Source organism: Pseudomonas sp. BN414 (genome assembly GCF_029871275.1).
In the GTDB taxonomy this organism is placed as follows: domain Bacteria; phylum Pseudomonadota; class Gammaproteobacteria; order Pseudomonadales; family Pseudomonadaceae; genus Metapseudomonas; species Metapseudomonas resinovorans_C.
Genome location: NZ_SSOL01000071.1, coordinates 139729 through 158660, shown reverse-complemented (window position 1 = coordinate 158660; position 18932 = coordinate 139729). Strand labels below are relative to the sequence as shown.

Below are 18932 nucleotides of genomic sequence, written 5' to 3'. Positions count from 1 at the left end.
GGACGGGTGTCTCCGGGGGCCAGTGACAATGGGCGCCACTTTAGTATCCTTGCCGGCACTCCGCCCTGCAGGCGGCTGCCTTGAACTTCAGAACAAGAAGGCGCCATGAGCGAACGCACGACTTCTTCGAGCTGGGCCCTGGGGATAGTCCAGGCCCTGGAAATGGGCGGTGTGGACTGCCGCAACCTGTTTCCCGAACTCGGTCTCGACTACCAGGCCTTGAACGATCCCGACGCCCGCTTCCCCCAGGACGGCATGACACGCCTGTGGTTGCGCGCGGTCGAGCTGTCCGGCAATCCGGCCATCGGCCTGAACATGGCCAAGGTGGTGCGACCGGCGTCCTTCCATGTGGTGGGTTATGCGCTGATGTCCAGTCGCACGCTCAAGGAAGGATTCGCCCGGCTGGTGCGCTACCAGCGAATCATCGCCGAGGGTGCCGACCTCAGTTTCAATGGCACGCCTGAAGGCTACGAGCTGCGGCTCTCTATTCATGGCGATCGGTTGCCGCCAGCGCGGCAGAGCGCCGAAGCGTCCATGGCTTATTGCCTGGCATTCTGCCGCTGGATGACCGGGCGACCGATCAACCCGCTGGAGATTCGTTTCCAGGGGCCGGCACCGGCGGATCTCGAGCCTTATCGTCAGGTGTTCCAGGCGCCGTTGCGTTTCAACGCCGAGCACTGCGCCTTGCTCTTCAGCCGTGCTGACATGGATACGCCGTTACCCACGGCGAACGAATCCCTGGCGCAGTTGCACGATCGCTTCGCCGGCGACTATCTGGCGCGCTTCTCGGGTACTCGCGTCACCCACCAGGTGCGTCAGGTGCTTTGCCGCCTGCTGCCCCAGGGGGAGCCCAAGCGCGAGGTGGTTGCGAGCCTGATGCACCTCTCGCAGCGCACCTTGCAACGGCGTTTGCAGGAGGAAGGTGTGAGCTTCCAGCAATTGCTGGACGACACGCGCCGCGAACTGGCCGAGCAGTACCTGGCGCAGGCGAACCTGACCTTGCTGGAGATTGCTTATCTGCTGGGCTTCGCCGATCCGAGCAACTTCTTCCGTGCTTTCCGGCGCTGGTTCGACAGCACGCCCGGCGAATACCGCGCGCGACTGGAAGAGGTCTGAGCCGGTAGGGTGCGCCGTGCGCACCGGCGGTTTGATGGGTGCCGAAACCGATCCAGGAATCGGTGCGCGCAGCGCACCCTACGGTCCAGACCGAGCTAAAGAGGTCGGTGCGCGTAGCGCACTCAGTGCCGCCAGAAGTAAGGCGTCATCAGCACCAGCACGGTCAGGATCTCCAGGCGACCCAGCAGCATGCCGAGGGTCAGCAGCCATTTTGCGCTGTCTGGCAGGCTGGAGAAGTTGCCGGCTGGGCCGATGATCTCACCCAGGCCGGGACCGACGCCGGAGACGGTGGCGGCGGCGCCGGTGAGAGCGGTGATCCAGTCCAGCCCCAGCAGCGACAGGCCCAGGGCGATGCCGCAGATGATGATGGTGAAGAAGAACGAGAAGGTCAGGATCGAGCGAACGATTTCATCGTCCAGGCGGTGGCCGTTGTAGATCTGCTTGATCACGGCCCGCGGGTGCACCAGCTGCTTGAGGTTGGCGTTGAGCAGGATATAGGCCACTTGGAAGCGGAAGATCTTGATGCCGCCAGCGGTGGAGCCGGAGCAGCCGCCGACGAAGCCCAGGTAGAAGAACAGCATCAGCGAGAAATTGCCCCACAGGCTGTAGTCGCCCAGGGCGAAACCGGTGGTGGTGAGTACGGACGTCGTATTCACCGCCACATGGCGCAGGGCGTCCAGCCAGTGGAGATTGGTCGTCAGCCAGTACCAGGTGCCGAGCACCAGCCAGATGATCAGCAGCAGGCCGAGGAAACCTTGTACCTGCTCGTCCTTGAACAGCGCCAGGCGATGACCGCGAAACACCGTCACGTAAAGCATGAAGGGCAAGCTGCCGAGGATCATCACCACCACCGCCACCCAGTGCACAGCAGGCTGGTCCCACTTGGCCAGGGATTGGTCCGAGGTGGAGAAGCCGCCCGTGGAAATTGCCGACATGGCATGGTTGATCGCATCGAACAGGCTCATGCCGGCAGCCCAGAAGGCCAGGGAGCCAAGCAAGGTGAAACCGACGTAGATGGCGACGATGTACTTGGCCACCATGTGCGAGCGGGGCAGCACCTTTTCCGAGCGGTCGGAAGACTCCGTCTGGAACAGGCGCATGCCACCGATACGCAGCAGCGGCAGGATCGCCACCGCCATGCCGATGAAGCCGATACCGCCGAGCCAGTGCAACAGCGAGCGCCAGATCAGGATGCCGGGCGACATGTTGTCCAGCCCGCTCAGCACTGTGGCGCCGGTGGCGGTGATCCCGGACATGCTCTCGAACCAGGCATCGGTGAAGCTGATGTGCTGGGTGAGCAGGAAGGGCAGGGCGGCGAATGCGCAGACCACTATCCAGCTCGAAACGGTCAGCAGATACATGTCGCGGGGGCGCAGATGGACATGCTCCGGCCGTCCGGGAATGACCAGTGCCAGACCGGCGATGAAGGTGATCAGGCTCGACCAGACGAAGGAGTTGATATCGCCGGTGCGCTCATAGATCACCAGCGTCAACACCGGAATGGCCATGCTGACGGCGAGGGTGATCAGGAAAATGCCGATGAGGAAGCCGATGATGCGGAGAGTCGGCAGGGCCATGGATTCTTTTTCTGGCTGATGGGCGAAAGGCGCAATTCTAACCGCGCCCAGCGCCCTGTAAACCCGGCGTGTGAAAGGGAGTCGAGACCGATTGCGGCCCGGCCGTGTCGTGCACCCGAATGAGTAAAGCACGACGCTTGCGAGACTGAGTCGCGTTATCCGTTAGAATGCCGGCTTCCCGATTTCTGGAGGTGGCCCATGGAGGCTCTCGACGCTCTGCTCAACCGCGTATCCCTGGCTCGCCTGCAGGCCCCGGCGCCCGACGCCGCCCAGCGCGAGATCCTGTTCCGCGCGGCCCTGCGTGCACCGGACCATGGCTATCTGCGCCCCTGGCGCTTCCTGACCATCGAGGGTGAGGGGCGCGAGAAGCTCGGTGAATTGTTCGTATCCGCTGTGCTCGCCAAGGACGCCCAGGCGCCGGAAGCGGCTACCACCAAGGCGCGCAACATGCCCATGCGGGCGCCGATGATGGTCGTGGTGATCGCTACCCTGCAGGCTGGCCACAAGGTGCCGGAAGTCGAGCAGTTGCTGTCTGCGGGCTGCGCTGCCCACGGCATCCTGCTGGCCGCCCATGCGCTCGGCCTGGGGGCCATCTGGCGTACCGGCGAGATGGCGTACGACCGCACCGTCGCCGCTGGCCTCGGGCTGGCCGAGAACGAGCGGGTGGTGGGTTTCCTCTATCTGGGCAGCGTCGAGGGCGATCGCCGCGCTGTGCCGGAGCTGGCTCCGGCGGACTTCGTCCAGAGCTGGGGCTGATCAGGCCTTCAGTGCAGCAGGCAATTCCAGGGTGGCGATGAAGCCGCCCTCGGGGTGATTGCCCAGATGCAGGCTGCCGCCGTGGCGCTCCACTGCCCGGCGGGCGATGGCCAGCCCCAGGCCATGGCCGGCACCGGTCTGATTGGGGGCGCGGAAGAAGGGTTCGCCCAGCTGCGTCAGATGTTCGGCGGCGACACCGGGGCCGTGGTCGCGGACCTCGATCACCAGGCTGGCGTCCTGTTCCTTGACTGTCACTTCCACCGGCTGGCCCTGCGGATTGAAGCGCAGGGCGTTGCGCAGCAGGTTGTCCAGCGCGCGCTCCAGCATATCGGGCCAGCCTTCGAGTTGTGGCTCGCCGCTGCAATCGATGCGGACTTGCTGCTCTGGCGCCAACAGGCGGGCGTCTTCCCTGAGTTTTTCCAGTAGGGGTCGCAGTGTGATCGGATGGCGTGCGCCCGGCTCTGCATCGAGGCGGGCCAAGGCGAGGATTTCGCTGATCAGCGCCTCGAGGCGGTCGCATTCCTGACCCAGGCGCGGCCACAGGGCTTCCCGTTGCTGGGGCTCGGCGCGCTCGGCCAGAGCCAGGGCGATACGCAGGCGTGCAAGCGGCGAACGCAGCTCGTGGGATACATCGCGCAGCAACTGGCGCTGGCTGCCGATCAGGCCTTGCAGGCGCTGCCCCATGCGGTTGAAGTCGCCGGCCAATACCCCCAACTCATCCCGCCGACGTGCCAGGCGCGCCAGGCTGTCCTGCTGGTAAGCGGTCTGGCCGAGGTCGTGTACGGCGCGGCGCAGACGGTCCAGCGGTCGGGTGATCGACAGGGTGAGGGCCAGGCTGAACAGGGTCAGCACCACCAGCGCGATGCCCAGCGCACTTAAAGGCCACAGCAGGCTGCCACGGTGCCAGGCATCCAGTTCGGGGTAGGGGATGCGGTAGATGATCAGGTAGGACTCGCCGCTGGCCGGACTGGTGAATTCCTCGGTCAGGCGACGCCAGGGCAGTCGGCGCGGATTCTGATGGCGCGCCTCGAAGGCCGCGGCGCGTCGGGGGAACGTGCCGTTTACGACGGGTTGGCCGGTGTCGTTGAGAATCTGTATGTCGATCCGTGCGCGATGGCGGAAGTGTTCCAGGAACCGCTGGGTGTCCTGCGGGCCCTGCTCCTCGAAGCGTTGCACCAGACGCTCGGCCAGCCCCTGTAGGGAGGGGTGATGGTTGAGGATCCAGGCATCCTGGTTAAGGGCGCGACCCAGCAGGATGGCCAGGCCGGCCACCAGGGCCAGGGCCAGCCAGAGGGTGGCCAGGATTCTCCAGAAGAGTGAACGCACGGGGTTGCTCCTGAACGGCAAAACCCATCAGGCCGGAGGGCCTGATGGGTGTGTGGTCGGTGCCTGCGGCCGAAGCAGCGAGGCGATTACTGGGCCTTCTTGTCCTTCTCGGCCTTCCAGGCTTCGAACTCGGCGCGTTCGGCGCGGCGTTCTTCCATCTTCTTCTGGATGTCATCGAAGGTCTTCTGCTGCTCGGGCTTGAGCTGGGCGCGGATGGCTTCGCGATTCTTGGTCTCGGCGGCCTTGAGTTCGTCCCGCATGGCCTTCTTCTCGGCGGCCGGCAGCTTGTCCAGGTAGCGCTGGGTAATCTCGTGACGGGATTTCATCTGGTCGCGCATCAGCTTGCCGATTTCATGGCGCTGTTCCTGGGTGAGGTCCAGTTCCTTGAACATGTGGCCACCGAAACCGCGCTCGTGGCGCGGGCCGCCTTCCGGCATGGCCATGGCCAGGGTCGGCAGGGTAGCGGCGAGCAGCAGGGCGGTAAGGGTCTTGCGCATGGTGGTTCTCCTAGTCTCGATTCCGGCCAGTTGCCGGATGTGCCCAGTCTAGGGATGGCAAGGTCAAGCGCGGTCAGTGCTGCGTAAAGCCTGGGTAAAGACCTGTCAGAACCTGTTCACGATCTTGCGAGCTAGAGTCCCGCAAGGGCCGACGCGCAGCTGATCGTGAATTGGTTGTCAGGCGCTGTAGTAATAGCCGCGGCTCCGCAGCGCGAGGATTCGCGGGCGGCCGTCAGCGTGGGGACCGAGCTTCTTGCGCAGGTTGCTGACGTGCATATCCAGGCTGCGGTCGTAAAGCGTCAGCTTGCGACCGAGCGCCAGTTGCGCCAGTTGCTGTTTGTCCAGCGGTTCGCCAGGTTGGCGCAGCAGGGCTTCGAGCAGCCGGCCTTCGGAGAGTGTCAGGGTCACTTCGTGATTGCCGACGGTGACGACACCGCGCACGGGGCTGTAGCAGATATCGCCCAGCTCCAGCTGGCTGGACGGCTGCGGCGGCTGGCTGCGGCGCAGCACGGCGCGCAGGCGGGCAGTGAGCTCGCGGGGGTCGCAGGGTTTGGCCAGGTAATCGTCAGCGCCGAGTTCCAGGCCGAGAATGCGGTCCAGCGGCTCACCGCGGGCAGACAGCATGAGGACCGGCAAGTCCGGATGGTCGCTGCGCAACTGCTTGAGCAGTTCCAGGCCGCTGCCATCCGGCAACATCACGTCCAGCACCACTGCAGAGGGTGCGTGCTCGGCCAGGGCAGCGCGGGCGGAGTGGCCGTCATGGCAGGCGCGCACGACGAAGCCTTCCTGGCTGAGCCAACTGATCAGCAGCTCGCAGAGTTCCTGATCGTCATCGATTAGCAGCAATTCACTCATGGTGCGGGTCAGTTGATCCATTGTCGGCGCTGGCGGCGCCCACCGCGGGCGATCAGGCCGGTACACAGGGAGAGCAAGGCCACGCCACCGCCCACCGCAAACCAGGTCTGCTGTTCGCTCAGCAGGCGCGGTGCCTGCGAGGCCTGTGCTTCCTTGAGTTGCAGCTTGAGGCGCTGGTTTTCCTGACGCAGGCGGGCGAGCTGGGCGTTCTCACGCTCGTTGCTGTCAGCGTCGGCCTGGGTGGCCAGCTCGCTGCGCAGACGTTCGCTTTCAGCCAGTTGCCGCTGCAGTTGATCCACCTGGGCAAGGAGGGCGTCATTGGCGGCAACGGGGGCTCGCGTCACCATCGGAGCATTTGCCGCCTCAGATGATGCAGGTTGGAGTTCTTCAGCCTGGGCCAGGCTGCAGAGCAGCGCGGCGGTTAACAGCAGGGGCAATTGACCGACGTGCATGGGAACTCCTTTTTCCTGGCGTGGACTGATTTAGAGAACGCTGGCTTACGGGAATACCTGTTTGAAGGGCTTGACCACGACATCGGCATAGACGCCGGCTGCGTGATACGGATCGGCATCGGCCCAGACCATGGCGGCCTCGAGGGATTCGAATTCCGCGACGATCAGGCTGCCGGTGAAGCCGGCACTGCCCGGGTCGTTGCTATCGACCGCCGGGTGCGGACCGGCCAGCACGATGCGGCCCTCGGCCTTCAACTGCTCCAGGCGTGCGAGGTGCGCAGGGCGGGCGGCGAGACGATTTTCCAGGGAATTGGCGACGTCGGTGGCGATGATGGCGTAGAGCATGGCAATCCTTATTGTTGAGGCTTTTCGGTTTCGCCGTCGTGGATGTGACGGGCCAGGTAGACACCTTGGCCAACCAGGAAGAGCACGGTCATGCCGAGGCTGCCGAAGACTTTGAAGTCCACCCAGAACTCGTGGAAGGTGAAGGCCACGAAGAGGTTGGCGAAGCCGCAGATGAGGAAGAAGGCGATCCACGCCAGATTCAGGCGTACCCAGATGGCCTGGGGCAGGTTCAGGGCATGGCCCATGACGCGCTGGATCAGGGGCTTGTCACCGATGAAATGGCTGCCGGCGAACGCCAGGGCGAACAGCCAGTTCACGACCGGCGCTTTCCATTTGAGGAATGTTTCGCTGTGGAAGGCCAGGGTCATGCCGCCGAACACCAGGCAGGCCGCCAAGGTCAGCCACTGACCTTTTTCCAGGCGGCGCTGGTGCAGGAAGATGGCGCCGTAAACGATCACCGAGGTGATGATCAGAACGGCTGTGGCGCTGAAAATACCGCCTAGCATATAGGTATGCCCGGCCAGCTCGACGGCGCGCGGTTCCAGTTTGTAGACGATGAAGAAGAGGACAAGCGGGATGAAGTCGATGAATTGTTTCACGGCAGCAGCCAGAAGCGGGATGTGGCGGCATAATAACAAACCATTCCCCTAGCGAAAGCAGACCCCATGCAGATCGACCTGCATTGTCACAGTACGGCCTCCGACGGTGCCCTGGCCCCTGCGGCCCTGGTCGCTCGTGCCCATGAACGGGGCGTGCGGCTGCTGGCGCTGACCGACCACGACACCCTGGAGGGGCTGGACGAGGCCCGCGAAGCGGCCGCAGCGCTGGACATGCAGCTGATCAACGGTATCGAACTGTCCTGTACCTGGGGCGGAGCGACCATCCATGTCCTGGGGTACGCCTTCTCCGCCGATGCGCCCTCCTTGCTGGAGGCCATCGCCGACCTGCATCAAGGGCGTTGGGCTCGGGCCGAGGAAATTTCCCGTCGCCTCGCCGCCAAGGGCATGCCGGGAGCGCTGGAAGGCGCGCGGGCGGTGCAGCAGGAACTGGGTGACAGCGGCAATGCGCCGGCGCGCCCGCATTTCGCCGAGTTCCTCGTTCGCGCGGGCCATGTGCGCGACCGCGCCGAGGCGTTCCGCAAATGGCTGGGCGCAGGCAAGTTGGGTGATGTGAAGCAACACTGGCCGACCCTGGCCGAGGCGGTGGGCACCCTGAACGCCGCCGGCGCCTGGATCAGCCTGGCGCATCCCTGGCACTACAACTTCACCGGCGCGAAACGACGCAAGCTGGTGGCGGATTTCATTCAGGCCGGCGGTCACGCACTGGAAGTCGTGAATGGCCTGCAGCCGGCGGACCAGGTGGGAAGCCTGGCCGTGCTCGCGCGTGAATTCGGCATGCTGGTCAGTGCCGGTAGTGACTTCCATGCACCCTGCGAATGGTCGGAGCTGGGCATGTACCGACCCTTGCCGGATGACCTGCCGCCGATTTGGGGGCGCTTCCGCCATGCCCACAGCCCTACTGCTGCCCTCTGAACAGGGAGATGTTGTGAGTCAATTTTTCCAGGTACACCCGGAGAATCCACAGCCGCGCCTGATTCGGCAGGCGGTGGAAATCGTCAAGGCGGGCGGGGTAATCGTCTACCCCACCGACTCTTCCTATGCCCTGGGATGCCTGATCGGTGACAAGGGTGCCGTCGAGCGCATTCGCCGCCTGCGCCGGCTGGACGAGAAACACAACTTCACCTTGCTCTGCCGCGATCTCTCGGAGATCGGCATCTTCGCCAAGGTGGATACAACGGCTTTCCGCCTGATCAAGGCGCACACGCCTGGCCCCTACACCTTCATCCTCAACGCCACCCGGGAAGTGCCGCGCATGCTGATGCACCCGAAGCGGCGTACCATCGGCCTGCGGGTGCCGGATCACCCCATCACGCTGGCATTGCTCGAGCAACTGGGGGCGCCCCTGATAAGCACGACCCTGATCCTGCCGGGGGAAGGTCTGCCGATGAGTGATCCTTACGAGATGCGGAAAATCCTCGAGCACCAGGTGGACCTGATCATCGACGGCGGCCACGGCGGCATGGCCGCTTCCACCGTCATCAGCCTGTCAGATGGCAAGCCTGAGGTGGTGCGCGTGGGCTGCGGCGATCCGCAACCCTTCCTCGACGAGGAATGACGGCGCGACTCAAAGCAGGATCGCCACCAGGATGATCACCAGCAGGATGATGATGAAGTCGGTGGTGCTGAGGGCGCCACCGGCCGGCACTGCATCCAGTTTCTGCGCCAGCTGCGCGGCCTCCGCAGGTGTCATGGCCTGGACCCTGGCGCGGGCGGTGGCAGCGTCCACGCCCATGCTGCGCATCTGTTCCTGTACCTCGGACTTGCTCAGGAATGCATCGATCTTGGCGCGATCGTTTGGCTGTTGCTGAGCCGAGACCGCTTCGTCGGTGCCGATCATGCCGGCGTATGACGAAGTCGCCGGCACCAGCGTGAGGCAAAGAAGCATGAGTACGGCAGTGAACATCAGGTTAAAGAGTTTCATCTGAACCTCCGTGAGCGTTAGCTCCAGACCCGACCAGGAGTGCTGCGTCGTACTTTTTTAGTCTGGCACATGGTGCTAACGTGCCCGTTTTCCGCCGACCGGCGCGTTTTTCGGTGGATATTTTCACCAGGCAGCAGTACCAACCCGGCCGCGCGGCAAGAGGACACCATGCAGAACACGCCGCCATCCGAGGGGCACGACAGCCAGGCGGGCGCCCAACAGGAGCTGCCTTTCGCCCTGGTCTATGGTCAGGCGGTCACCGAGCTGCCACAGGACCTCTATATCCCACCGGATGCGCTGGAAGTCTTCCTCGAAGCCTTCGAAGGCCCGCTCGACCTGCTGCTGTACCTGATCCGCAAGCAGAACATCGACATCCTCGATATCCCGGTGGCAGCCATCACCCACCAGTACATGGCGTATGTCGAGCTGATGAAGTCGGTGCGTCTGGAGCTGGCCGCCGAGTATTTGGTAATGGCCGCCATGCTGGCCGAGATCAAGTCGCGCATGCTGCTGCCGCGCTCGAACGAAGCGGAAGAAGAGGAAGACGATCCGCGTGCCGAGCTGATTCGCCGTCTCCAGGAATATGAACGCTTCAAGGCCGCAGCCGAAGGTATCGACCAACTGCCCCGGGTGGGACGTGATGTCACCGTTCCGCGCCTCGATGCGCCGGAGGCGCGGGCGCGCAAGCTGTTGCCGGACGTCGCCCTGGAAGAACTGCTGTTGTCCATGGCCGAAGTGCTGCGCCGTGCCGACATGTTCGAAAGCCACCAGGTCACCCGCGAAGCATTGTCCACCCGGGAGCGCATGAGCGAAGTGCTGGAGCGGCTCAAGGGGGGCGCCTTCGTACCCTTCGTCGCCCTGTTCACAATGGAGGAAGGCCGTCTCGGAGTCGTGGTCACCTTCATGGCGGTGCTGGAGCTCATCAAGGAACAGCTGGTGGAGCTCGTGCAGAATGAACCCTTCGCCCCCATCCACGTGCGCGCCAGGGCCGAGTAGATGAACCTCAACGACCCCAAAGAACTTGCCTCGCTGCTGGAAGCCTTCCTCCTGGCATCAGGAAAGCCGCTGTCGCTGGAGCGACTGGCCGAACTCTTCGAAGAGGCCGAGCGCCCCGAGTTGTCGGTGATCCGTTCCGCGTTGGCCATTCTGGCCAAGAGTTGCGAAAAGCGCGCCTTCGAGCTGCGCGAGGTGGCCTCCGGCTACCGCCTGCAAGTTCGCGAGCGTTTTTCCCCCTGGGTCGGGCGGCTCTGGGAGGAGCGCCCGCAGCGCTACTCCCGCGCCATGCTGGAAACCCTGGCCCTGGTGGCCTATCGACAGCCCATCACACGTGGTGAGATCGAGGATATCCGCGGTGTTGCGGTCAATAGCCAGATCGTCAAGACGTTGCTGGAGCGCGAGTGGATTCGGGTGGTCGGCTATCGCGACGTACCTGGCAAGCCGGCGATGTTCGCCACCACCCGCGCTTTTCTCGATCACTTCAACCTGAAAAGCCTCGAAAATCTGCCGCCGCTGGCCGCGCTGCGCGAGCTGGAGCCCGAGCCTGTGCTGGCCCTGGATGATGGCGATGCACCGGTTCCTGAAGGTCTGCAGGCTCGCGTCGACGCTGAGTTGTCGGCCGAGCCGCGTGAGGAAACCAGCTTCCGTTCGCTGCTGGCCGAACTGGACGTCATGGAAGAAGGCCTGAAGACTGACTTCGACGACATGCTGCTTGCCGAAGATGACGAAGCGGCCGCTGTCACCGCCGAAGAAGATGACGAGTCATTGCCAGACGAAACCCTGCACTGACGCCACCGGTCAGCGGACGGGCTGACGTCAGGACTTTGCTCAACTAGCCTGAGTGCCACCGGCCGCGTATGATGCGCGGCCTTTTTACTGATACACCGGGAGGTGCCCAGATGAGTGAAGTCGAATTCAGCCCCGAAGGGGAAAAACTGCAGAAAGTCCTGGCCCGCATGGGTCTGGCCTCGCGCCGCGATATCGAGGCGTGGATCACTGAAGGTCGGGTCAAGGTCAATGGCGAGATCGCTACCCTTGGTCAGCGCGTCGACACCCATGACGCCATCAGCGTCGACGGTCGCCTGCTCAAGCGCGAAGAAGAAGTCGAAAGCGTCCGCCGTGTCCTGATCTACAACAAGCCCGAAGGCGAAGTCTGCACCCGCGACGACCCGGAAGGCCGCGCCACCGTATTCGAGCGCCTGCCGCGCCTCAAGGCCGGCCGCTGGATCAACATCGGTCGCCTGGACATCAACACCACCGGCCTGCTGCTGTTCACCACCGACGGTGAACTGGCCAACCGCCTGATGCACCCTTCCTACGAGATGGACCGCGAATATGCGGTGCGCGTGCGTGGTGAAGTCACCGAGGAAATGCTGGAGAACCTGAAGAAGGGCGTGATGCTCGACGACGGCCCGGCCAAGTTCACCGACATCAAGGAAGCCCCCGGCGGCGAAGGTCTCAACCACTGGTATCACTGCGTGGTGATGGAGGGTCGTAACCGCGAAGTACGTCGTCTCTGGGAGTCCCAGGGTCTTGTGGTCAGCCGCCTCAAGCGTGTGCGTTTCGGTCCGGTGTTCATCACTTCCGACCTGACCATGGGTCGCTGGCGCGAAATGAGCCAGAACGAGGTGGATATCCTCAGCACCGAAGTCGGCCTGACGCCGGTGGCCCTGCCGTCCATGAAAGGCAAGTTCCGCGAAAAGCTGGATCGCCTGCAGCGCAAGTCGGCCAAGCCGGTTGGTGCTCGTGCGCCGCGTCGTGATGACGACGAACGCCCGGCCCGTGGTCCGCGTCGTGAAGGTGATGAGCGTCCGGCGCGTGGTCCGCGCAGCGAGGGTGGCGAGCGTCCGGCTCGTGGTCCGCGTAGCGAAGGTGGCGAGCGTCCTGCCCGTGGTCCGCGTCGCGAAGGTGATGAGCGTCCTGCCCGTGGTCCGCGTCGCGAGGGCGATGAGCGTCCGGCTCGTGGTCCGCGCAGCGAGGGTGGTGAGCGTCCTGCCCGTGGTCCTCGTCGCGAAGGTGATGAGCGTCCGGCTCGTGGTCCACGTCGCGAGGGTGATGAGCGTCCGGCTCGTGGTCCGCGTAGCGAAGGCGGTGAGCGTCCTGCCCGTGGTCCGCGTCGCGACGGTGATGAGCGCCCGGCTCGTGCTCCCCGTGGCACGCCCGTGGCCGATCGTCCGCGTGATGTGAACAAGAAGCGTCCGGCCAAGCCCCAGGGCGAGCGTCCGGCCGTTGAGCTGGCCGACCGTCCGGCTCGCAAGCCCCAGCGCCCGCAGCACAAACGCAGTGGGCCTGCAGGTGGCGATGGCCAGCGTCCGGGATTCGGTCGCAAGCGCTGATCGAAGGCAAAAAGAAGAAGGGGCTCGGATGAGCCCCTTCTTTTTTGCTCCGTGGGAGCGAATTCATTCGCGATTGACGCCCCCACAATTGGCCAGGGCGACGATTACCCTGCCATCGACAGCCGGTTGCGGCCTTCGCGCTTGGCCACGTACAGGGCGTTGTCCGCACGGCGCAGCAGGCTTTCCACCGATTCCGCCGGCAGCAAGGTGGCGCAACCCAGGCTGATGGACAGGTCCAGCGGGTGACCCTGAACCAGGCATTGCAGCTCGAGGATGCCCATGCGCAGGCGTTCGCCCACCATTGCGGCTGCGTCGCGGCAGGTGCCGGAGAGCAATACGAGGAATTCCTCGCCACCGAAGCGGAACACCATGTCGACGTTGCGCAGGCGCGATTTGAGCGTGTTGGCCACCGCTTTCAACACTTCGTCGCCGGTGCCGTGGCCGTGCTCGTCGTTGATGCGCTTGAAGTGGTCGATGTCCAGCATGAGCACCGACAGCGGCTGCAGATTACGACGGGCCAGGTCCACTTCGCGCTGCAGGGTCTGCTCCATGGCGATGCGATTGCCGGTATCGGTCAGCGGATCGCGCAGGGCGCTCTGGACTGCGGCCCGATAGAGCAGCGCATTGCGCAGCGGGAAGAGCAGGGTGGATAGCAGGGATTCGAGCTGATTGAGTTCGTGTTCGTCGAAGCGCAGGTTGCGGCGGAAGATCAACTCGCCCAGGTACTCGCCTTCGTGAGTCAGGCGATAGCCCGCAGAGTGGCTGGAGCGACTGCCAAACTCGAGGCGCAGATCGCTGCTCTGATGCTGGTAGGCCAGGGCGTCGAGAGGGACCAGGCGCTGCACTTCGCTGAAGAACAGGCTGACGATGCGTTCCACCTCCAGGCTGGTCTGCAATTGCAGGCTCAGCTGGCGACGCAGTTCGGCCAGGCTGAGTGGCCCCAGCTTGGGCTGGCGCTTGCCGGAGAAGCCGAGGCGCTGCAGTTTCGCGGCATCGAAATCGATGGTGTTGGACTGGGAGGGAGGAACCATTGAGTTGAACCTCTGACGCACTATGCGACGACACCAGGGGATAGAGCTATTTTCGTGCCAGGAGCCTTTTGGCAGTAAAAATTGCTTTAGTTTCAGGTGCTTAGCTGTTTACTGCCACGTCGTGCGGCAAGCCGTTGCCGGCTTACTGGCAAAATCATGGCAATGTGATGCCGGTCACAGGGAAGAGCCGCCGGGAGTCTGGCGGAGGCTGCGGCGGTCGAATGACCGCCGCGGAGGGAAGTCATTGCGCGTCGAAAGCCTGGCCGTTAACACCAGCGCTATCTGGCCCCATGAGATAGAGGTAGACAGGCATGATTTCGGCGGGTTCCGGATTGTTGTCAGGATTTTCTCCGGGATAGGCCTGGGCGCGCATGTCGGTCCGGGTCGCGCCGGGGTTGACGCTGTTGGAGCGCACGCTGGCGATGCCGTCCACTTCATCAGCCAGGACCTGCATCAGGCCCTCGGTGGCGAACTTGGATACCGCATAGGCGCCCCAGTAAGCGCGTCCCTTGCGGCCAACGCTGCTGGAGGTGAAGACCACCGAGGCGTCTTTGGACAGCTTCAGCAGCGGCAGCAGGGTGCTGGTCAGCATGAACATGGCGTTGACGTTGACCTGCATGACGCGCATGAAATTGTCGCCCGAGAGCTGCTCGATGGGCGTGCGCGGGCCGAGGATCGAGGCGTTGTGGAGGATGCCATCGATGCGGCCGAACTCCGTTTCCAGCGTCGCCGCCAGCTCGTCGTACTGGTGCGGCTGGGCGGTTTCCAGGTTGAAAGGGATCACGGCAGGTTGCGGGTGGCCAACGGCTTCGATTTCGTCGTACACCGCGTTCAGGCTGGCTTCGGTCTTGCCCAGCAGGAGCACGGTGGCGCCGTGGGCGGCGAAGGTCTTGGCGGCGGCGGCGCCGATGCCACGACCGGCACCGGTGATCAGGATGACCCGATCCTTGAGCAGGTCGGGGCGGGCGGAATACTGGAACATGTGAATCTCCTTCGGGGCGCTGCCAGTTTCAGCAGCTGCACAGCGCGCGGTCGAGCACGGCGCGCAGTTCGAGCGGATGGTGGACCACGACGTCGGCACCCCAGTGCGCGGGGTTGTCGCTCGGGTGGATGTAGCCATAGCTGACCGCGGCGGTACGGGTGCCGGCGGCACGGCCGGATTCGATGTCGCGCAGGTCGTCACCAACGAAGAGCACGCTGGCCGGGTCCAGGTTCAGCTTGCTGCAGGCGAGCAGCAGCATTTCCGGGTCCGGCTTGCTGTTCTTCACGTGGTCGGGGCAGATCAGCACGGCGGAGCGTCCGGCCAGGCCGAGTTGCTCCATGATGGGTTCGGCGAAGCGCACCGGCTTGTTGGTCACTACGCCCCAGATCAGCTTGGCCTGTTCGATGTCCGCCAGGAGTTCGTCGATGCCGTCGAACGGGCGGGTGAGCACGGCGCAATGCTGCTGGTAGCGTTCCAGGAATTCCAAACGCAGGGGCTCGAACTCCGGCGCTTCCGGGTCCATCTGGAAGGCGCAGGCCACCATGGCGCGGGCGCCACCAGAGATCACGTCGCGAATCGCTTTCTCGTCCCGGGGCGGCAGGCCGCGTTCGGTGAGCATGGCCTGGCAGATGGCAATGAAGTCCGGCGCCGAGTCGAGCAGGGTGCCGTCCATATCGAAAAGTACCGCTTGAAGGCGCATGCCGGTCATTCCTCGCGCAGGGTCTGGATCATGTAGTTGACGTCGACGTCTGCTTCCAGCTTGTAGTGTTTGGTCAGCGGGTTGTAGGTCAGGCCGATGATGTCCTTCACCGAAAGACCGGCGACGCGGCTCCAGGCGCCCAGCTCGGAGGGGCGGATGAACTTCTTGAAGTCGTGGGTGCCGCGCGGCAGAAGGCGCATGACGTACTCGGCGCCGACGATGGCGAAGAGGTAGGCCTTGGGATTGCGATTGATGGTGGAGAAGAACACCTGTCCGCCCGGCTTGACCAGGGTGTAGCAGGCGCGGATTACCGAGGCCGGGTCCGGCACGTGCTCGAGCATTTCCATGCAGGTGACCACGTCGAACTGGCCAGGCATCTCGGCGGCCAGGGCTTCGGCGGTGATGCGGCGGTATTCCACCGGCACGCCGGATTCCAGCTGGTGCAACTGGGCGACTGCCAGCGGTGCTTCACCCATGTCGATGCCAGTCACAGTGGCGCCGCGTTGGGCCATGGATTCACTGAGGATGCCGCCGCCGCAGCCGATATCCAGCACTTTCTTGCCGGCCAGCTTGACGCGTTCGTCAATCCAGTTGACCCGCAGGGGGTTGATGTCGTGCAGGGGTTTGAACTCGCTCTCGCGGTCCCACCAGCGGTGGGCGAGGGCCTCGAACTTGGCGATTTCGACGTGATCGACGTTGGTCATGGGATGTCCTCGAAACAGAATTCAGCGGCCGGCGATGCGTTCGCCCCAGGCGCGGGCAGTGGCGCCCAGGCGCTCTTCGTCCAGGCGCGTCAGGCGGCCGTCGTCCAGCAGTTGCCTGCCGTCGACCCAGAGGTGCCGCACCGAATCGCGCCCGGTGGCATAGATAAGTTGGGAAACCGGGTCGTAGACCGGTTGCTGGGCCAGCCCGGAAAGATCGAAGGCTACGAGGTCCGCAGCCTTGCCCACTTCCAGGGAGCCGGTGTCCTGGTCGATCCCGAGAGCCCGGGCGCCATTCAGGGTGGCCATGCGCAGTGCGCGATGGGCATCCAGAGCGCTGGCCGAACCGGCTACCGCCTTGGCCAGCAGCGCGGCCGTACGGGTCTCGCCGAGCAGGTCCAGGTCGTTGTTGCTGGCCGCGCCATCGGTGCCGACGGCGACGTTCACGCCGGCCTGCCACAGGCGTTCGACCGGGCAGAAGCCGCTGGCCAGCTTGAGGTTGGATTCAGGGCAGTGGATCACGTTGCTGTTGCTCTCCACCAGCAGGACCAGGTCGGCATCGTCCACCTGGGTCATATGCACTGCCTGGAACCGTGGTCCCAGCAGGCCGAGGCGCGACAGGCGGGCCATGGGGCGCTCGCCGCGCTGTTCCAGACTCTGCTGGACCTCGAAGGCGGTTTCCTGGACGTGCATATGAATGCCGGCATCCAGTTCCTCTGCCAGCACGCGAATACTCTCCAGCTTGTCATCGCTGACGCTGTAGGGTGCGTGAGGGCCAAAGGCGACCTTGATGCGCGGGTGGTGCTTGAGGTCGCTGAACAGCTCGATGCCGCGGCGAATGGCCTCGGCGGAGTCGGCGGCGCCGGGAATCGGGAAATCCAGCACCGGAATCGCCAGCTGTGCCTTGATGCCGGCGGTGTGGATGACCGCGCTGGACTGGGCCGGGAAGAAATACATGTCGGAGAAGCAGCTGATGCCGCCCTTGATCTGCTCGGCTACCGCCAATTCGGTGCCGTCGCGGACGAAAGTCTCATCGACCCACTTGGCCTCGGCAGGCCAGATGTGTTCCTGTAGCCAGGTCATCAGCGGCAGATCGTCGGCCAGTCCGCGGAACAGGGTCATTGCTGCGTGGCCGTGAGCGTTGATCAGGCCGGGGGCCAACAGCATGCCCGGCAGTTCACGACGCTCGCGAGCCTCGGCGCGCAGTGCCACGTCCCGAGGGGCGAGCAGGGCGATGCGACCGTCGCGGATGCCTAACGCGTGATCCCGCAGCACCACGCCGGCGGGTTCTACCGGGACGATCCAGGATGGGAGCAGGAGCAGGTCGAGCGGGGCATTGGCACTGGGCATGGAGGCGCATCCTGGGCGCAAATCGAAGTGGCCGCAGTATACCCGAGCCAGAAGACCTCCGGCTCGCTATAATCTGCGGTTTTTCCGCGAGTTACGGGTGGCGAGGTGGTCGATGCGTGAACAACTGTTAGCAGCCGAGAAGGTCAAGGCGATCGACTGGCGTGACGGCGTACTTCATTTGCTCGACCAGCGCGTGCTGCCTGCCGAGGAAGTCTGGCTGTCCTACGATTCCGCCGAAGGCGTGGCTCAGGCGATCCGGCAGATGGTGGTGCGCGGTGCGCCAGCCATCGGCATCAGTGCCGCCTACGGCGTGGTGCTGGGGGCTCGCGCCCGTATCGCCGAAGGAGGTGACTGGCGCGCGGCGCTGGAAGCGGACTTCAAGGTGCTGTCGGAGTCGCGGCCGACGGCGGTCAACCTGTTCTGGGCGCTGAACCGCATGCGCGAGCGCCTGGATCGCGTGCGGGATGGCGAAACCCCGCTGCAGGCGCTGGAGGCTGAGGCCGTTTCCATCCACCTGAGCGATCGCGAAGCCAACCTGACCATGGCCCAGCTGGGCATGGAGCTGATTCGCAAGCATCAGGGCAGCCCGCAGGCGCTGCTGACCCACTGCAATACCGGCGCCCTGGCGACCGGCGGTTTCGGCACCGCCCTCGGGGTGATCCGCGCCGCCCACCTGGATGGCCTGGTGGAGCGCGTCTATGCCGACGAAACGCGTCCCTGGCTGCAAGGTGCACGCCTGACCGCCTGGGAACTGGCCAACGAAGGCGTGCCGGTGAGCCTCAATGCCGACGCCGCTGCGGCCCACCTGATGAAGACCGCAGGAATCACCTGGGTGATCGTCGGGGCCGACCGCATCACTGCCAATGGCGATGTGGCCAACAAGATCGGCACCTATCAGCTGGCGGTCAACGCCATGCACCACGGCGTGCGCTTCATGGTGGTAGCGCCCAGTTCCACCATCGACATGTCCCTGGAAAGCGGTGACGACATTCCGATCGAAGAGCGTGATGGTTCCGAATTGCTGGACCTGGGCGGCCGTCGCGTTGCAGCCGAGGTTCATGCGGTCAATCCGGTGTTCGATGTGACTCCGGCTGACCTCATCGATGCCATCGTGACCGAGAAAGGTGTGGTCGAGCGTCCCGACGCCGCCAAGATGGCCCAGCTGATGTGTCGCAAGCGCCTTCATTGAGGCGCTGGTGCGGCATTTTCACCCTGCCGGTCGGCCGCCCGGCGGGGTAGGTGCAAGGCAGTGACTGTGGTAAGCTCCGGCAGTTATTGCCGCCCCTCTGTTGAGGCGGCCCAATTGCACAGATCCTTGGCTTAACTCGTTGATTTGTCGTGAGTCGCTGCAGCATCTGGCCGCAGTGACGA

The 18932-nt window shown here is 64.4% G+C and carries 21 protein-coding genes; 8 read left to right on the top strand and 13 right to left on the bottom strand.

All coding sequences use genetic code 11. The features are described 5' to 3' along the window. Window positions 1–105 precede the first annotated feature (105 nt). The gene (locus tag E8E95_RS18765) at window positions 106–1116 is read left to right on the top strand and encodes an AraC family transcriptional regulator (protein ID WP_280352686.1); all 1011 of its coding nucleotides are present in this window, start codon (window positions 106–108) and stop codon (window positions 1114–1116) included. A gap of 122 nt (window positions 1117–1238) precedes the next feature. On the opposite strand, the gene E8E95_RS18760 is transcribed toward E8E95_RS18765, so the two are convergent. Next, window positions 1239–2693: a TrkH family potassium uptake protein gene (locus tag E8E95_RS18760; RefSeq protein WP_280352683.1), complete on the bottom strand. Its 1455-nt coding sequence runs from the start codon at window positions 2691–2693 to the stop codon at window positions 1239–1241. Between the two features lie 198 nt (window positions 2694–2891). Between E8E95_RS18760 and E8E95_RS18755 the strand changes: the two genes are divergently transcribed. Next, complete coding sequence (locus E8E95_RS18755; RefSeq protein ID WP_280352681.1) at window positions 2892–3449, top strand: nitroreductase family protein; 558 nt, start codon at window positions 2892–2894, stop codon at window positions 3447–3449. Here the strand turns inward: E8E95_RS18755 and E8E95_RS18750 are convergent, their stop codons facing one another. The 6 genes from E8E95_RS18750 to E8E95_RS18725 all read right to left on the bottom strand — a co-directional run bounded on the left by E8E95_RS18750 (window position 3450) and on the right by E8E95_RS18725 (window position 7523). Continuing rightward, the gene (locus E8E95_RS18750) at window positions 3450–4775 is read right to left on the bottom strand and encodes a HAMP domain-containing sensor histidine kinase (protein WP_280352680.1); all 1326 of its coding nucleotides are present in this window, start codon (window positions 4773–4775) and stop codon (window positions 3450–3452) included. It lies immediately after the preceding gene. 86 nt (window positions 4776–4861) lie between these two features. Next, window positions 4862–5272, bottom strand: a complete 411-nt coding sequence (locus tag E8E95_RS18745) for a Spy/CpxP family protein refolding chaperone (protein WP_280352678.1) — start codon at window positions 5270–5272, stop codon at window positions 4862–4864. A gap of 177 nt (window positions 5273–5449) precedes the next feature. Further along, window positions 5450–6127 carry a response regulator transcription factor gene (locus E8E95_RS18740; RefSeq protein ID WP_280352893.1) on the bottom strand — a complete coding sequence of 226 codons (678 nt, stop codon included), beginning with the start codon at window positions 6125–6127 and terminating at the stop codon, window positions 5450–5452. 8 nt (window positions 6128–6135) lie between these two features. Further along, complete coding sequence (locus tag E8E95_RS18735) at window positions 6136–6579, bottom strand: hypothetical protein (protein WP_280352676.1); 444 nt, start codon at window positions 6577–6579, stop codon at window positions 6136–6138. 45 nt (window positions 6580–6624) lie between these two features. Then, complete coding sequence (locus tag E8E95_RS18730) at window positions 6625–6924, bottom strand: YciI family protein (protein ID WP_280352674.1); 300 nt, start codon at window positions 6922–6924, stop codon at window positions 6625–6627. A gap of 8 nt (window positions 6925–6932) precedes the next feature. Continuing rightward, window positions 6933–7523 carry a septation protein A gene (locus tag E8E95_RS18725; RefSeq protein WP_280352672.1) on the bottom strand — a complete coding sequence of 197 codons (591 nt, stop codon included), beginning with the start codon at window positions 7521–7523 and terminating at the stop codon, window positions 6933–6935. A 66-nt stretch (window positions 7524–7589) separates the two neighbouring features. Here E8E95_RS18725 and E8E95_RS18720 point away from each other — a divergent pair, with 66 nt between their 5' ends. Together E8E95_RS18720 and E8E95_RS18715 are read left to right on the top strand one after the other, a co-directional pair. Continuing rightward, the gene (locus E8E95_RS18720) at window positions 7590–8456 is read left to right on the top strand and encodes a PHP domain-containing protein (RefSeq protein ID WP_280352670.1); all 867 of its coding nucleotides are present in this window, start codon (window positions 7590–7592) and stop codon (window positions 8454–8456) included. Between the two features lie 13 nt (window positions 8457–8469). Then, window positions 8470–9099, top strand: a complete 630-nt coding sequence (locus E8E95_RS18715) for an L-threonylcarbamoyladenylate synthase (RefSeq protein ID WP_280352668.1) — start codon at window positions 8470–8472, stop codon at window positions 9097–9099. A 9-nt stretch (window positions 9100–9108) separates the two neighbouring features. Here the strand turns inward: E8E95_RS18715 and E8E95_RS18710 are convergent, their stop codons facing one another. Beyond that, window positions 9109–9465, bottom strand: coding sequence for a PA2779 family protein (locus tag E8E95_RS18710; RefSeq protein ID WP_280352666.1), 357 nt, complete (start codon window positions 9463–9465; stop codon window positions 9109–9111). Window positions 9466–9762: 297 nt separating this feature from the next. Between E8E95_RS18710 and E8E95_RS18705 the strand changes: the two genes are divergently transcribed. From E8E95_RS18705 to rluB, 3 genes are all read left to right on the top strand, one after another. Further along, window positions 9763–10461, top strand: a complete 699-nt coding sequence (locus E8E95_RS18705; RefSeq protein ID WP_280352891.1) for a ScpA family protein — start codon at window positions 9763–9765, stop codon at window positions 10459–10461. After that, entirely contained in the window at window positions 10462–11250 is a 789-nt protein-coding gene (gene scpB, locus E8E95_RS18700) for an SMC-Scp complex subunit ScpB (protein WP_280352664.1), read from the top strand. It begins immediately after the preceding gene. A 110-nt stretch (window positions 11251–11360) separates the two neighbouring features. Further along, window positions 11361–12797, top strand: a complete 1437-nt coding sequence (rluB, locus tag E8E95_RS18695) for a 23S rRNA pseudouridine(2605) synthase RluB (protein ID WP_280352662.1) — start codon at window positions 11361–11363, stop codon at window positions 12795–12797. Window positions 12798–12901: 104 nt separating this feature from the next. Here the strand turns inward: rluB and E8E95_RS18690 are convergent, their stop codons facing one another. The 5 genes from E8E95_RS18690 to E8E95_RS18670 all read right to left on the bottom strand — a co-directional run bounded on the left by E8E95_RS18690 (window position 12902) and on the right by E8E95_RS18670 (window position 17561). Then, complete coding sequence (locus E8E95_RS18690; RefSeq protein WP_280352660.1) at window positions 12902–13828, bottom strand: GGDEF domain-containing protein; 927 nt, start codon at window positions 13826–13828, stop codon at window positions 12902–12904. 241 nt (window positions 13829–14069) lie between these two features. Beyond that, entirely contained in the window at window positions 14070–14810 is a 741-nt protein-coding gene (locus E8E95_RS18685) for a YciK family oxidoreductase (protein ID WP_280352658.1), read from the bottom strand. A 28-nt stretch (window positions 14811–14838) separates the two neighbouring features. After that, window positions 14839–15519: an N-acetylmuramic acid 6-phosphate phosphatase MupP gene (gene mupP, locus E8E95_RS18680; protein WP_280352656.1), complete on the bottom strand. Its 681-nt coding sequence runs from the start codon at window positions 15517–15519 to the stop codon at window positions 14839–14841. Further along, window positions 15516–16214 carry a bifunctional 2-polyprenyl-6-hydroxyphenol methylase/3-demethylubiquinol 3-O-methyltransferase UbiG gene (gene ubiG, locus E8E95_RS18675; RefSeq protein WP_280352654.1) on the bottom strand — a complete coding sequence of 233 codons (699 nt, stop codon included), beginning with the start codon at window positions 16212–16214 and terminating at the stop codon, window positions 15516–15518. The genes mupP and ubiG overlap by 4 nt, the downstream gene beginning before the upstream one ends. Before the next feature lie 21 nt (window positions 16215–16235). Continuing rightward, the gene (locus E8E95_RS18670) at window positions 16236–17561 is read right to left on the bottom strand and encodes a TRZ/ATZ family hydrolase (RefSeq protein WP_280352652.1); all 1326 of its coding nucleotides are present in this window, start codon (window positions 17559–17561) and stop codon (window positions 16236–16238) included. A gap of 112 nt (window positions 17562–17673) precedes the next feature. Here E8E95_RS18670 and mtnA point away from each other — a divergent pair, with 112 nt between their 5' ends. Further along, on the top strand, window positions 17674–18750 hold the full coding sequence (gene mtnA / locus E8E95_RS18665; protein ID WP_280352650.1) for an S-methyl-5-thioribose-1-phosphate isomerase: 1077 nt from the start codon (window positions 17674–17676) through the stop codon (window positions 18748–18750). Window positions 18751–18932: the final 182 nt, after the last annotated feature.